Genomic DNA, 14,323 nt, shown 5'->3' on the forward strand with positions numbered 1-14,323 from the left:
TGCACCTCTAGAAAAAACCGCGCGGCACAATCAGACGGGTAACAAGGAAGAAAAGCCCGACAAGGCTGGATGCAAGACAGATGAACGCAACAATAAAAACAATACGTTTCAATGTGTTGCTGCTTGCAACGTGATCAATTGCATCATTAATCGGGTCATTGTCGTGCCTGGTCATTACGACGGTCCATTTCCATTCAAACGCCAAAGCAACCCAAGAACGAAGGTGGCAATAGCCGCCAACAACGCCAGCAGATTAACCGGGCGCGAAAGGAATGATTTGTCGCGCTCGATATTTTTACCATCATGCCGGTAACGAAACGGTCGCCGGGCGACACGTGCAACGATCATCGCGGCAACGGCGCCAACGACGATCAACACTATTCCCCATAAAGATCCGTTTTCCATATCCAAACCTGCAGGCAGGGCAAATGTGCGCGAAATTGACGCGCCATGTATCAAGCGTTGGGATCAAGTCCCCACATCGCAAATCGATTGGGATCATCGCCCCAATTTTCGCGCACCTTGACGAACAGGAACAGATGAACCCGACGTTCGAAAATCGCTTCAAGTTCCTTTCTGGCATCACTGCCAAGGGCCTTGATACGCTTACCACCCTTGCCAAGGATGATGGCTTTCTGGCCTTCGCGCTCGACGAAAATCGTCTGCTCCAGCTTGACGGAACCATCCTTGCGTTCTTCCCACAATTCGGTTTCGACCGTTGCGGAATACGGCAATTCCTGCTGCAGCTGATAGTAAAGTTTTTCGCGCGTTATTTCTGCCGCCAGCAACCGCAACGGCATATCCGAAACGTCGTCTTCGGGGAACATCCACGGACCATCGGGCATCTTGGCCGCAAGGAAATTCACCAGATCCTGCGTACCAGAACCCTTTTTGGCCGAAATCATGAAGACATCGGTGAAAACTTCCTCGGCAAAGAATTCCTGCGACAGACGTAGCAGCTTTTCCTTGTCGGCCACCTTGTCGACTTTGTTCATCGCCAGAATGGCTTTGCGGTTCTGGGATTTGAGCTGATCAATGATCGCGCGCACCTCGTCGGTGATCCCTGCCCCGGCATCAATCACCAGAACAACAAGATCGGCATCATCCGCACCGTTCCAGGCGGCTTTGACCATTGCACGGTCCAGACGGCGCTTCGGCGCAAAGATGCCCGGCGTGTCGATAAACACCAGCTGCGCGTCATCGGTCATGACAATGCCGCGCACGCGCGTGCGTGTTGTCTGCACCTTGGGCGAAACGATGGATACTTTTGTGCCAACAAGCTGATTGAGCAATGTCGATTTTCCGGCGTTTGGCGCCCCGACAAGTGCGACAAAGCCGCAACGCTGCTGATAAGGTAATCTGTCTTCGTTCACCGGAGTGGGAACCTCATTCATGGTTCAGTGTATCCAACATCAATTGAGCAGCCAGTTGTTCTGCCTCGCGTTTCGATTTGCCCTCGGCCTTTACACTTTCACCGTCTCCTGTGCTCAGTTCAATGGTAAAGACAGGTGCATGCGCGGGGCCCTGACGACCGACCATTTCATATTTCGGCAATGGCTTGCCACGTCCCTGCAAAAGTTCCTGCAATCGGGTTTTTGCATCTTGCGGCGGCTTGGGCGCTTCATCGAGAAGCGGCAACCAGAGCCGTTCGATAAATTCTCTTGCCGGTTCCAGACCACCGTCAAGATAGAGTGCGGCAATCACCGCCTCCATGCAATCAGATAAAATGGCGGGATTGGTATCCGCACCGGCGGCACGTTCGCCTTTTGCCATCTGGATATGGCTGCCAAGGCCGATCTGCTGTGCCAGTCTGGCAAGCGTTTCACGACGCACCAGCGCGACAAAACGCTTGGCCATCGCGCCTTCGCGCTCGCGCCCGAAACGCGTATAAAGCATTTCGGCAACAACCAGCCCCAGAACCCTGTCGCCCAGAAACTCCAGCCGTTCATTGCCGCCGCTTAACGCATCCTTGCCTTTTGCGGCACTGCGATGCGTCAACGCAACCCGAAGCAGATCGGGTTGCGCAAACTCGTGATCAATCTCGGCAATCAATGGCACCGTTTCGGCCATCAGTTGACCCCCTGGAACAGCCGGTCAAACCGGATGCTGCCCAAGTCATAGATCGGCTGGGAACTGTCTTTGGAATAGAACAGGAATTCAGCACGTCCCACGAGGTTTTCGATCGGGACAAACCGGAAGCGCGACGGGAAGGCCCGGCTGTCGGCCGAATTGTCGCGGTTATCGCCCATCATGAAGAAATGCCCTTCGGGGACGGTAAACGGTTCGGTGTTATCGCTTGGCCCCTGATCGCCAAAGATCTCGAGGATACGATGAACCTTACCATTCGGAAGTGTTTCGATATATTGCGGAACGGCAATCGCCTGCCCGCTGCCATCGGTCAGGATATAGTCTTCGATCCGGTCACGTTCTACCGTCTGGCCATTAATCAGCAAACGGCCATTGGTGACCTGAACCGTATCGCCCGGCAGGCCGATCACGCGTTTGATATAATCCTGCGACGGATCAGCAGGCAGTTTGAAAACCACCACATCGCCGCGTTCCGGTTCGGACGACATGATGCGACCGGGAATCAGCGGCACGCTGAACGGCAGGCTGTGCTTTGAATATCCATAGGAAAATTTCGACACAAACAAATAGTCACCAACCAGCAAGGTCGGGATCATCGAACCGGATGGAATATTAAACGGTTCGAAGGCGAATGTCCGAACCAGAAGCGCGATCACAATGGCCCAGAAAACGGTTTTGAAGGTGTCCAGAAGTCCACCCGTTTTCTTCTTTTGCACTAGCTTTTCCATTCAGTATTTAAACCAATCACTTTTTGCCAATCAATCGGCCGAAATTACAACGACCGCATTCGCCAGCGGGTATTCGTCTGTCAGCGTTACATAAACTGATGCAACTTTTCCCTCTGGCGTCAATTCTTCAAGTCTTTTCAGCGCCCCGTCAATCAGGACCATGTCGGGTTTGCCGCTCGGCTGGTGCACAACACCCATCGTGCTGTGATACACGCCACGACGAAACCCCGTACCCAGCGCCTTGGAACAGGCTTCCTTTGCCGCAAAGGACATCGCCAGTGACGACGCCGTGCGGTGCGGGCGACGTTTGGCACGCGCGATCTCGACGTCGGTGAAAACACGGTTCATGAAACGCTCGCCATGGCGTTCCAGCGCGGTTTCAATCCGCCGGATATCACACAGATCGGTGCCAATGCCAATAATCATTATTGGTCGCCACTTTCCTGACGTGCCTCGTCCATCAACCGGCGCATTTCCGCGATACTGTTTTCAAGCCCGGTGAAGACGGCCTCGCCGATCAGAAAATGCCCGATATTGAGTTCGGCAATCTCGGGCATCGCCGCAATTGGCGAAACGGTATCAAAGCCAAGCCCATGCCCGGCATGAACTTCAAGGCCGATACTTGCACCATAACGCACGGCATCCCTAATGCGGTCCAGTTCGCGCGCCTGTGCGGCACCGGTTGCTTCGCAATAGGCACCCGTATGGATTTCGACAACAGGCGCGCCAAGATGTCTGGCCGCATCGAGCTGCGCCTTCGATGCTTCGATAAATAGCGATACCCGAATACCGGCAGCCCCCAGTTCGGCAACATACCTTTTCAGGTGATTGTGACCACCCGCCGCATCCAGCCCGCCTTCCGTCGTGCGTTCTTCACGCTTCTCCGGAACAATGCAGGCGGCATGGGGTTTTGCCGCAATCGCAATGGCCAGCATTTCATCGGTTGCCGCCATTTCAAAATTCAGCGGAAGATCAATTTCCGCACGCAACCGCTTGATATCATTATCGGAAATATGGCGACGATCTTCGCGCAAATGGGCCGTAATACCGTCAGCGCCGGCCTTTGCGGCCAGTTTGGCAGCCCGGACCGGATCGGGATGCGCCCCACCCCGTGCGTTACGGATCGTGGCAACGTGATCGATATTCACACCCAGTCTTAATTTCGCACTCATTGCGTTTCGTCCTGCTTTTTGGTGGCACTGGCCGCTGCCGAACCGATTTTCTTTTTGGCACTTTCAAGCATCGGTCCAAGACCGTGGCGTTCGGATGTTTTCATCCGGCGCAGAATGCGATTGTGACGATAGATGACCACAGCCCGACGTACCGGGAAGTAAAACAGCATCCAGACGACAAGTGAAGTGGGAACACACCCGACCATCATCGGCCAGATAATATCGACAATACTGTCCCACAACTGGCCAAGCCGGGCCTGATCGACCGTATCCCAGTGACCGAAAATCAGGCCACCACCGATATAGCTTAATCCCATGACCACAAAATCCCAAAGGACCGCCATGTTGAAATGCACGGTATCCGCGGCACGATCAACGCCAAGGATCCAGTTCCCGCACGTATATAACCACAGCCATATGAAGGGGAATGTCCAGGGATTGCCGACAATGGTGCCAAGCAATGACGCCACCAGATTGCTGCGCGTCAGCATGCTGAACAATGCCGAAAGGACAAAATGGAAGCCGATAAACGGGGTAAAGGATATTGCCGCCCCAATGGCAAAGCCCGAAGCAATGCTATAGGGCGTCCCAGGAAGTCGCGCGACCCGATGGGCGAAATACCGCGAAGACCTACGCCAGCCGCCGCGCGGCCAAAGCACATTTCTTATGCGTTGAAAAGATGTCGGTTTGATACGGCGCCGGAACATGCAGGATCAATTCATAGGCCAAACGGGACAGGCATAAAACAGGTGTGGCATATGCGTAAGTGTTAGCCGCCCGAATGGCAAGGATTTTGCGCCCGATTTGACCAAAAGGCGAACTCCTTCACAATCCTGTTTCATCCGCGTGCACGCTCGACGGTGTTGACCACAGGTGTCGCGCGCAATGCCGCGATAATGTTGGTCAGATGTTTGACGTCAACCACATCAATATCGATCAGCATTTCAAAGAAATCCTGCGTGCGGTTGGTGAAGCGAAGGTTGGTGATGTTGCCATGGTTCTTGGCAATCACACTGGTAATGGAACTTAATGCCCCCTGTTCATGGCCAACCGTAAGGCCAAGGCGGCCGATGAAATGTTCTGGTTCACCGTCATTATCCCAGCCGACATCAAGCCAGCGTTCCGGCTGTTCGGTAAAGGTTTCAAGCGTATCGCAATCAATCGTGTGAATGGTAACGCCCTTGCCGGTCGTGACGATCCCGACAATGCGGTCCCCCGGCAACGGATGGCAGCAACCGGCATAATGCACGGCCATTCCCGGTATCAGCCCCTTAAGCGGTATGGCGTGATCATGCTTGCGGTTTCGCGCACGCTCATGCGGGATCACTTTCCGGGCGGTTTCGACGTCCTTTGAGCCCGGGAACACCGCATGCACGACTTCCCGACCGGTATGATGTCCCGCACCAACAGATGCCAGAAGCGTATCAACACTCGGCATTTTGAAGATCTTCAATACGCCATCAATGGCCTTGTCGGAATAGTCATAACCTTCCTGGCGGAATGCCTTCTGCAGGATGGCTTTCCCAAGGTCCTTGTATTGGTCGTCCTGTTGCTGTCGGATAAAGCGGCGAATACGCGCGCGCGCCTTGCCTGTAACAACGAAGCGCTCCCATGTCGGATTCGGGGTCTGCGCCTTCGAGGTGACAATTTCGATCTGATCGCCATTGTTCAGCGTCGTGCGCAACGGCACCATCGCGCCGTTGACCTTCGCCCCGACACAGGTGTCGCCGATATGGGTGTGGATCATGTATGCGAAATCAACCGGCGTCGCACCAGCAGGCAGGGCAATCACATCGCCCTTGGGGCTGAAACAGAATACCTGATCCTGGAACATCGCCAGCTTGGTATGTTCCAGAAACTCTTCGGGCTCGGATGCGTGTTCAAGGATATCAAGCAGATCGCGCAGCCAGCGATACTGAACGCCTTCCTTGTTTTCATCCCCGCTGCCCTGCTTGTAGGCCCAGTGCGCAGCAACACCGTTCTCGTTGACCTCGTGCATCTGTCGCGTGCGGATTTGCACTTCGATGCGATGGTTTTCAGGGCCAAGGACGGTGGTATGTATCGACCGGTAACCGTTGGGCTTGGGCGTTGATATGTAATCCTTGAACCGGCCCGGAATGACCTTGTAATTGGCATGCAGATAGCCAAGAACCTCATAGCATTGCGGCATGTCATCGACCAGAACGCGGAACGCCATGATGTCTGACAGCTCGCCAAACGTGATGTTCTTGCGCTGCATCTTCTGCCAGATCGAATATGGCCGTTTTTCACGTCCGTAAATATCGACCGACAGCCCCTGGCGGCTGATGACGTCTTTTAGCTCGGTAACGATGCGGTTGACGACATTGTCGTCCTTCTCGCGCAGGAATTCCAGCCGGGCTCGGATCGAATCACGTGCTTCGGGATTGATATGCTGAAAGGCGAGATCTTCAAGTTCTTCCTTGATGTCATGCATACCGATGCGTTCGGCAAGCGGGGCATAAATCTCAAGCGTTTCTGCCGCAATCCGCACCCGTTTTTCCGGCTTCGGGATGTAATGCAGCGTGCGCATATTATGCAACCGGTCCGCAAGCTTCACCAGAAGAACACGGATGTCCTCGGACATCGCCAGCAACAGCTTGCGGAAATTCTCCGCCTGCTTTGAATCGGCAGATTTCAGTTCAATCTGTGTCAGCTTGGTCACACCATCGACCAGCTTCATGATGTTGCTGCCAAACAGCTTGGTAATTTCCTGCGGCGTTGCGTCGGTGTCTTCGATGGTGTCGTGCAGCAGCGCCGTGATGATCGTGTCGCAATCCAGCTTGTAGTTCGTCAGGATACCTGCAACTTCGATCGGATGGGAAAAGTACGGGTCGCCATTGGCACGCTTTTGCGAACCATGTTTCTGGGTCGCATAGACATATGCCCGGTTCAGCGATGTTTCGCATGCATCCGGATCATAGGCCTTAACCCGTTCCACAAGTTCGTATTGGCGCATCATTCAGTGGCTTCTCCGTATTCATCCAAAGGCCGAAATCCGGCCCTTTCATAAGATAGTACGATTTGGATAAAAAAAAGCCACGGAAGATAATCACCGTGGCTTTTCTTTTGAACTTTGCCTCAGAACAAAATTTCTTTGGTCTTATTCGTCTTCGTCAGCAGACGGAATGGTCACACCAACCGAGGCATCCTGAATTGCTTCTGCCATCAGTTTCGGACCAAAATCGTCTTCGGATTCTTCGGGTTCATCGACTTCAACATGCCGCTGCAGGCCGGAAACCATGCCATTGCGCAGATCGTCATAATCAACGGTCTGTTCTGCGATTTCACGCAAAGCGACAACCGGGTTCTTGTCGTTGTCACGATCAATGGTCAGTTCGGCACCGGCCGAGATGTTGCGTGCACGCTGAGCTGCCAGCATCACGAGCTCGAAGCGGTTCGGAATCTTTTCAACGCAATCTTCGACGGTAACGCGCGCCATAAATGTCTCCAGAAATACTTTTGGGGTGTCCAGACCGGACTTTATAGCGTCGCATTTGCTTTGTTGCAACAGCGAAGCCATCGGGATGAACAGGTTTTTAGCGGATTTTTTGCATATCAGGATTGTTTTCGGATTTCCTGATCCGTCGGAAGGTCCGATATCAGATCGTTAATCGACCGATGAAGTTGCGGATGACGCCATTCGGGCACGATATCGCGCAGCGGCAGCAGAACGAACGCCCGTTGGTGCATGCGGGGATGGGGCACCTGAATGCCGCCCTCCTCGATCAGCAGATCATCCCCATAAGCAATCAGATCAAGATCAATCACCCGTGCTTCGTTTCTTTCGCGCCGAACGCGGCCAAATTCCGCCTCGACATGATGAAGACGTGCCAGGAGATCATGCGCACCCAAAGCGGTTTCAAGCCGCGCAACGCCGTTGACATACCAAGGCTGATCCGAAACCGGAACCGGTGCCGTCTCGTAGAACGGGGATACGTTTGCCACAGAAATGTCGCCACCCTCGGTCAATCGTCTAAGGGCTGCTTTCAATGTATCGGCTGGTGCCCCATATTCCTCCGTAGGAAGATTGGCTCCAAAGGCGATCAGAATCACCCTGTCATTACGGGCAGTATCGTTGTTCATGGTCGACTTGCTCACGAAGCTGGCTGTTACACATCATTTGCGGGGATGCTGGCGCATAACTACGGAAGCGATCCCGTTGTGTCCACGATATTTTCGCCCTTTCTTTGTGTGCAGTTGCACGGTAAAAAAGTCGGCGTTTCCCGAATTTTGGAAACGGCATTATTAAAAAGCTATGTTTGAGGAATTTTCAGATGATTTTTTACCCGCAGGAACGCATCGGGCTGTTCATTGACGGCTCGAACCTCTATGCCGCGGCCAGGGCCCTTGGTTTCGACATAGATTACAAACGCTTACTTGATCTTTTTGCACAAAAAGGTCAACTGATCCGGGCCTTTTATTACACCGCACTGATCGAAGATCAGGAATATTCCCCCATCCGTCCGCTCGTCGACTGGCTTGACTATAACGGCTATACCATGGTCACCAAACCGACCAAGGAATTCACCGATGCCGCAGGTCGCCGCAAGATCAAAGGCAACATGGATATCGAGCTGGCAATCGACGTGATGGAAATGGCACAACATCTTGATCATGTTGTCATTTTCTCCGGCGATGGCGATTTCCGCCGCCTTGTTGACGCTGTTCAGCGCAAAGGCGTTCGTGTCACTGTTGTGTCGACCGTGAAATCAAATCCGCCAATGGTTGCCGATGAATTGCGTCGTCAGGCCGACAACTTTATCGAGCTGACGGAACTGGAAGGGACAATCGCCCGCAAGATTCAGCAGCGTCGCGAAGACGATCATCCGGATTTTGATGATCACCCGGAACATCCTGATCTGAATGAAATTGATTTCGATTAATCACCTTTTTCAACTAAACGACCGGGCGCAGCACGCATTGCGCCCGGCAAACTGTCGGACACGTCATGACCACCTATCTGCAACCCGACAGGGACTGCCTACTTTGCCCGCGCCTTGTTGAGTTCCGCCGTGCCAATCAGGCAAAGTTTCCCGATTTTTATAACGGCCCCGTCCGCCCGTTCGGCCCCCTTGACGCACGTCTGCTTGTCGTCGGTCTTGCCCCGGGGTTAAAGGGGGCGAATGCAACCGGCCGTCCTTTCACCGGTGATTATGCCGGTGATCTGCTTTACGGCACGCTCAAGAAATTCGGCTTCGCCACGGGCACCTATGCAAAGCGCCCCGACGACGGGCTTGAACTGGTTGATTGCCGAATCACCAATGCCGTCAAATGCGTACCGCCTGAAAACAAGCCGACAGGCCCCGAAGCCAATACCTGCCGCCCCTTCCTGATCAGTGAATTTGCCGCGATGAAAAACCTTTCGGCCATTCTGTGCCTTGGACAGGTGGCCCATCAGGCAATGCTGCGCACCTTTGGCCTGAAGCTTTCATCCCTGAAATTCGGTCATGGGGCATCCCATCAAATGGAAAACGGGATTACACTGTTTGATAGCTATCACTGTTCGCGCTACAACACCCAGACCTATCGCCTGACGCCAGAGATGTTTGAAAACGTCTTTGTCGATATCCGCGCACATCTGGACCGTTAAATTGCCCGATACAGCACCACTACCCGACCTGCTCGACCGACCTGCGCAACGTCTGCCGATTGACGTCCTGCGGGAAGTTTTTGGCTATGACAGTTTTCGCGGTCAGCAGGCCGAAATCATCGATCATGTGATTGCCGGAAACGATGCACTGGTCCTGATGCCGACCGGTGGCGGCAAATCTTTGTGTTATCAGATCCCTGCCCTTTGTCGTTCGGGAACGGCAATTGTTGTATCGCCCCTGATTGCCTTGATGAAGGATCAGGTCGATGCGCTAAGCCAGCTTGGCGTCAAGGCGGCCTTTATCAATTCAACACTTTCCCCGGACGCGGCGCGCGAAATCGAAACCCGCGCAATTGATGGCGATATCGATCTGCTTTATGTCGCCCCGGAACGGTTTGCGACGGATCGTTTTCTGAACCTGCTTGACCGGATCAGCATATCGCTGTTTGCCATTGACGAAGCACACTGTGTTTCGCAATGGGGGCATGATTTCCGCCCGGAATACCGTCGGCTTGACCTTCTGCCAACGCGTTTCCCGCATGTGCCGCGGGTTGCCTTGACCGCAACTGCGGACACGCCAACCCGCAAGGACATTGCCGAAAACCTGCATCTGACAAATGCGCAATGCTTCCTGACCGGCTTTGACCGCCCGAACATTACCTATCGGATCGAAACAAAGGGCAATTCAAAGCAGCGCCTTCTGTCGTTTCTGAACCGTGAGCATCCCGAAGATGCCGGGATTGTCTATTGCCTGTCGCGTCGCAAGACCGAGGATGTCGCGCAATGGCTTACCGATAACGGTCGCCCGGCCTTGCCTTATCACGCAGGTCTGACACAGGAAACAAGACAGCTTCATCAGGACAGGTTCCTGCGCGAGGACGGTCTGATCATTTGCGCCACGGTCGCCTTTGGCATGGGGATCGACAAGCCGAATGTCCGTTTTGTCGCCCATCTGAACCTGCCCAAGAGCATGGAAGCCTATTATCAGGAAACCGGCCGTGCGGGCCGCGATGGTCTGCCAGCCAATGCATGGATGAATTACGATCTATCCGATATCGTTTCCATTCGTTCCATGCTGGCATCATCCGATGCGCCCGACAGTCAGAAACGCATCGAAAGCCGCAAGCTCGATGCGCTGGTTGGCCTTGCCGAAACCACCAGATGCCGCCGACAGGTGATTTTGTCCTATTTCGGCGAAGAAGACACAAAACCCTGCGGCAATTGCGATACCTGCCTTGAACCGGTCGATACCTGGGATGCGACCGAGGCATCGCGTAAGGCACTTTCGGCGGTCTATCGTACCGGACAGCGGTTCGGTCCAGCCCACATCATCGAAGTTCTGATGGGACGCAAAACCGAAAAAATCCGTCAGAACAGCCATGACGATCTTTCGGTCTATGGTATTGGCAAGGATGTTTCCCAACCGCAATGGCGGTCGGTTTTCCGCCAGTTGCTTGCCATGGGATATCTTCAGGTCGATGTCGAGGGGCACGGTGGCGTTTACCTGACCGAAGAATCCCGCCCCGTCCTGCGCGGTGAAAAAGTCGTCGAAATGCGCAAGGACCCGGGCGAAAGCAAACGCACCATGACCAAGCGGCTGCGTGATTTCGATACCGAGTTCGAGAACGAGGAAGATCGTGATCTGTGGGAGCGCCTGCGCACCCTGCGCCACGAGCTTGCCACCAGCCAGAATGTTCCGCCTTATGTCATTTTCAGTGACAGAACCCTTTGGGAAATGGTCCGCTTCAAACCACGGACATTGCAGGATATGGCATCAATCAACGGGGTTGGCGTCAAGAAACTCGACCAGTACGGTCTTGTTTTCCTTGATGTCATGGATGGTCGGCGCTGATCGGGACCGGCATCAAGACCCTGACAGTGCTTCCTTGATTGCACTCACAACCACATCATCTTCCGGCTTGATCCGGGTGGCAAAACTGGCAACCAGATTGCCGTTCGGATCGACCAGATATTTGTGGAAATTCCATTTCGGGGCCTGATCGCTGCCAAGTTCGGCCTCCGCCCATTTAAAGAACGGATGCGCATCTTCTCCGCGAACCGACTGTTTGGTGGTCATCGGGAAATCGACATCAAAATTGACGGTACAGAAATCCTTGATTTCGCTGTCATCGGCGTATTCCTGCCCGCCGAAATCGCCCGAAGGAACCCCCAGAACAACCAATCCGTCGGCCCGATAGTCCGACCATAGCGCCTGAAGCCCGGTATATTGCGGGGTGTAACCACACATCGACGCCGTATTGACGACCAGAACCGCCTTGCCGCGATAATCCGCAAGGTCGATTTCGCCCCCGTCAATCGACGGGAATGAAAAATCATAGGCGTTGGTCGCTTTATCGCTGGCCATGGCAGAATTTCCAATTATCAGGCAAATGAAGCCGCACAAACCGGTATTCAACAGATTCCGCATTCCGTTTCCGAAAGTTCTGGTTTTCCTAGCCATATCGCTCTTCCGTCCATGGATCGGCATTATTGTGATAGCCACGTACTTCCCAAAATCCGGGTTTGTCGGTTTTGGAAAATGTTATCTGCTTCACCCATTTTGCACTTTTCCAGAAATACAGCTTGGGGATGATCACCCGAACCGGGCCGCCATGTTCCTCGGTCAATGGCGCATCTTCCCAATGATGGGCCAGCAACACGTCATCATCGATAAACTGATCAATCCGCACATTGGTCGTATAGCCGTCATGGGCGGTGAAAAGCACATGACGGGCATCTGATGTCGGCTTTACCAGATCGGCAAGCGATAAGGCTGACACACCCTGCCAGTGATTGTCGTAGCGCGACCAGCTGGTCACGCAATGAATATCGTTTTTGGCCATAAAGGGCGGCAGATCAAGCAACTGCCCGAAATCAAGCGTGACCGGGTTTTCAACTTCGCCGTCAATCGTCAGACGAAAGTCATCCGTTCCGACATGCGGCGTAATGCCAAGATCAAGCACCGGCCAGTCCTTGACCTCGCGCTGGCCGGGTGGCAGGCGATTTTCATGTGCATGATCGGCCTGCCCCGTCAAAAGACGGCCGTTTTCTGCCCATTTCTGTTTCGCTTCGATCAGCTTTTCCTTGATCTTGCCACTGAAACCATCAGCCATTCATCATCCTCCCTGACCACATCATACGAAAAATGGCGCAGTCATGTTCACCATGTCTGCGCCATTTATGCATTCTATCGCCATTGGCAAGCAATACACATGCTTGCGAGGCAGGACTATTATCCGAAATCCCGCATGATCCGGGCCTTGTCACGCTGCCAGTCACGTTCCTTGACCGCTTCACGCTTGTCAGCCTTTTTCTTGCCTTCCGCGATCGCCAGTTCAAGCTTGGCGATGCCTCGATCATTGAAATAAAGCTTCACCGGAACAAGGGTGAACCCCTTTTTGTTTAGGGCGTCACTCATTTTCGTGATTTCGCGTTTATGCAGAAGCAGTTTGCGCGGACGGCGTTCTTCATGGCCGAACGGCATCTTGCTTTGATATTCCGGAATATAGGCATTAATCAGCCAGATCTCGCCGTTCTTTTCTTCGGCATAGGATTCCTGAATGTTCCCCTTGCCGTCACGAAGCGACTTGACCTCGGTCCCGCGCAGGGCGACCCCGGCTTCAAAAGTTTCCGTCAGGAAAAAATCAAACCGGGCCCGCCTGTTTTGCGCGACGACCTTATTATTGCTGTCTTCTTTTTTCGGTGCCATTACAACAACTTGTAGGCCGAAATTAATCCCTTAGGACAAAATTCCGGCAGTGCGCAGCGCGGATTCAACGCGCTGCTTGGATTCTTCGGTAATCTCGACCATCGGCAGACGCATGTGGCTGCCGCAAAGGCCAAGAAGCTCGGCTGCATATTTGACCGGTCCCGGGCTGGTTTCGCAGAACATCGCCTTGTGAACCGGCAGAAGTCGATAATTCAACTCCTGAACCTTGGCAATGTTCCCGGCCGCCCATGCAGCGTGCAATTCCGCGCAAAGCTTCGGCGCGATGTTGGACGTGACCGAAATGCAGCCATGCCCGCCCTGCGCCAGGAACGGAACAATGGTGCCGTCTTCGCCCGACAACTGGCAGAAATCCGCCCCTGCCGCCAAACGCGTCAATGCCGGACGTTCCAGATCGCTGGTCGCGTCCTTCACACCGACGATACGCGGCAGTTTCGAAAGCTGTGCCATCGTATCAACCGACATGTCCACGACCGACCGGCCCGGAATGTTGTAGATCACGATCGGAATATCGGTCGCGTCATGAATAGCCTTGTAATGCGCATACAGGCCACGCTGACCGGGTTTATTGTAATACGGTGTTACAACAAGTGCCGCATCCGCACCGGCATTCTGGGCATGACGGGTCAGCGAAATCGCTTCGGCGGTCGAATTTGAACCGGTTCCGGCGATAACCGGGCCGCGGCCCTTGGCAACTTCAAGTGCCAGTTCGACAACGCGGTGGTGTTCCGCATGGCTCAAAGTCGGCGATTCACCCGTGGTTCCGACCGGCACAACACCGGTCGTGCCCTGTTTAAGTTGCCAATCCACAAACGACTGGAACGCTTTCTCATCGATTGCACCATCCTGTGTGAACGGTGTAATCAAAGCGGTAATCGAACCCTTAAACATCGATATCTCCAAATCTTATCGTGGATTGAAAGCGACGCGAAAATAGCGGCTGTTAAGGCATCCGGCAAGCGTCTGTATACATTAAAGCGCGCCTTGTTTGATCAAG

General features: G+C 53.8%; 18 protein-coding genes. 3 read left to right on the forward strand and 15 right to left on the reverse strand.

What is annotated here, in order from left to right:
* Window positions 1-7: 7 nt before the first annotated feature.
* The 11 genes from TH3_RS23065 to folK form a co-directional block, all read right to left on the reverse strand.
* Window positions 8-175, reverse strand: a complete 168-nt coding sequence (locus TH3_RS23065; protein WP_167710567.1) for a hypothetical protein — start codon at window positions 173-175, stop codon at window positions 8-10.
* Window positions 175-378 carry a hypothetical protein gene (locus tag TH3_RS10280; RefSeq protein WP_007089496.1) on the reverse strand — a complete coding sequence of 68 codons (204 nt, stop codon included), beginning with the start codon at window positions 376-378 and terminating at the stop codon, window positions 175-177. Before TH3_RS10280 ends, TH3_RS23065 begins: the two co-directional genes overlap by 1 nt.
* A gap of 77 nt (window positions 379-455) precedes the next feature.
* Window positions 456-1,394, reverse strand: coding sequence for a GTPase Era (gene era / locus TH3_RS10285; RefSeq protein ID WP_007089495.1), 939 nt, complete (start codon window positions 1,392-1,394; stop codon window positions 456-458).
* On the reverse strand, window positions 1,387-2,070 hold the full coding sequence (gene rnc / locus TH3_RS10290; RefSeq protein ID WP_007089494.1) for a ribonuclease III: 684 nt from the start codon (window positions 2,068-2,070) through the stop codon (window positions 1,387-1,389). The genes era and rnc overlap by 8 nt, the downstream gene beginning before the upstream one ends.
* Window positions 2,070-2,804 (reverse strand): signal peptidase I, encoded by a 735-nt coding sequence (lepB, locus tag TH3_RS10295; RefSeq protein ID WP_007089493.1) that lies wholly within the window; start codon window positions 2,802-2,804, stop codon window positions 2,070-2,072. Before lepB ends, rnc begins: the two co-directional genes overlap by 1 nt.
* Window positions 2,805-2,846: 42 nt before the next feature.
* Window positions 2,847-3,242, reverse strand: coding sequence for a holo-ACP synthase (acpS, locus tag TH3_RS10300; protein ID WP_007089492.1), 396 nt, complete (start codon window positions 3,240-3,242; stop codon window positions 2,847-2,849).
* Window positions 3,242-3,988 carry a pyridoxine 5'-phosphate synthase gene (locus tag TH3_RS10305; RefSeq protein ID WP_007089491.1) on the reverse strand — a complete coding sequence of 249 codons (747 nt, stop codon included), beginning with the start codon at window positions 3,986-3,988 and terminating at the stop codon, window positions 3,242-3,244. Before TH3_RS10305 ends, acpS begins: the two co-directional genes overlap by 1 nt.
* Complete coding sequence (locus TH3_RS10310) at window positions 3,985-4,647, reverse strand: DUF2062 domain-containing protein (protein ID WP_223305105.1); 663 nt, start codon at window positions 4,645-4,647, stop codon at window positions 3,985-3,987. The genes TH3_RS10305 and TH3_RS10310 overlap by 4 nt, the downstream gene beginning before the upstream one ends.
* A gap of 179 nt (window positions 4,648-4,826) precedes the next feature.
* Window positions 4,827-6,968, reverse strand: coding sequence for a RelA/SpoT family protein (locus TH3_RS10315; RefSeq protein WP_007089489.1), 2,142 nt, complete (start codon window positions 6,966-6,968; stop codon window positions 4,827-4,829).
* A 141-nt stretch (window positions 6,969-7,109) separates the two neighbouring features.
* On the reverse strand, window positions 7,110-7,448 hold the full coding sequence (gene rpoZ / locus TH3_RS10320) for a DNA-directed RNA polymerase subunit omega (RefSeq protein WP_007089488.1): 339 nt from the start codon (window positions 7,446-7,448) through the stop codon (window positions 7,110-7,112).
* Between the two features lie 116 nt (window positions 7,449-7,564).
* The gene (gene folK, locus TH3_RS10325; protein WP_007089487.1) at window positions 7,565-8,092 is read right to left on the reverse strand and encodes a 2-amino-4-hydroxy-6-hydroxymethyldihydropteridine diphosphokinase; all 528 of its coding nucleotides are present in this window, start codon (window positions 8,090-8,092) and stop codon (window positions 7,565-7,567) included.
* 191 nt (window positions 8,093-8,283) lie between these two features.
* Here folK and TH3_RS10330 point away from each other — a divergent pair, with 191 nt between their 5' ends.
* From TH3_RS10330 to recQ, 3 genes are all read left to right on the forward strand, one after another.
* Window positions 8,284-8,892: a LabA-like NYN domain-containing protein gene (locus TH3_RS10330; RefSeq protein ID WP_007089486.1), complete on the forward strand. Its 609-nt coding sequence runs from the start codon at window positions 8,284-8,286 to the stop codon at window positions 8,890-8,892.
* Window positions 8,893-8,957: 65 nt separating this feature from the next.
* Entirely contained in the window at window positions 8,958-9,599 is a 642-nt protein-coding gene (locus tag TH3_RS10335) for a uracil-DNA glycosylase (protein WP_007089485.1), read from the forward strand.
* 1 nt (window position 9,600) lies between these two features.
* The gene (recQ, locus tag TH3_RS10340) at window positions 9,601-11,451 is read left to right on the forward strand and encodes a DNA helicase RecQ (protein WP_007089484.1); all 1,851 of its coding nucleotides are present in this window, start codon (window positions 9,601-9,603) and stop codon (window positions 11,449-11,451) included.
* A 12-nt stretch (window positions 11,452-11,463) separates the two neighbouring features.
* Here recQ and TH3_RS10345 read toward each other — a convergent pair whose 3' ends face one another.
* The 4 genes from TH3_RS10345 to dapA form a co-directional block, all read right to left on the reverse strand.
* A complete protein-coding gene (locus TH3_RS10345) occupies window positions 11,464-11,964 on the reverse strand; it encodes a glutathione peroxidase (RefSeq protein ID WP_139328143.1) in 501 nt (166 codons plus the stop codon).
* A gap of 88 nt (window positions 11,965-12,052) precedes the next feature.
* Window positions 12,053-12,712, reverse strand: a complete 660-nt coding sequence (locus TH3_RS10350) for a sulfite oxidase-like oxidoreductase (RefSeq protein WP_007089482.1) — start codon at window positions 12,710-12,712, stop codon at window positions 12,053-12,055.
* 119 nt (window positions 12,713-12,831) lie between these two features.
* The gene (gene smpB / locus TH3_RS10355; protein ID WP_007089481.1) at window positions 12,832-13,308 is read right to left on the reverse strand and encodes an SsrA-binding protein SmpB; all 477 of its coding nucleotides are present in this window, start codon (window positions 13,306-13,308) and stop codon (window positions 12,832-12,834) included.
* 30 nt (window positions 13,309-13,338) lie between these two features.
* On the reverse strand, window positions 13,339-14,217 hold the full coding sequence (gene dapA, locus TH3_RS10360) for a 4-hydroxy-tetrahydrodipicolinate synthase (protein ID WP_007089480.1): 879 nt from the start codon (window positions 14,215-14,217) through the stop codon (window positions 13,339-13,341).
* Window positions 14,218-14,323 lie beyond the last annotated feature (106 nt).

This window comes from Thalassospira xiamenensis M-5 = DSM 17429 (genome assembly GCF_000300235.2).
Lineage (GTDB): Bacteria > Pseudomonadota > Alphaproteobacteria > Rhodospirillales > Thalassospiraceae > Thalassospira > Thalassospira xiamenensis.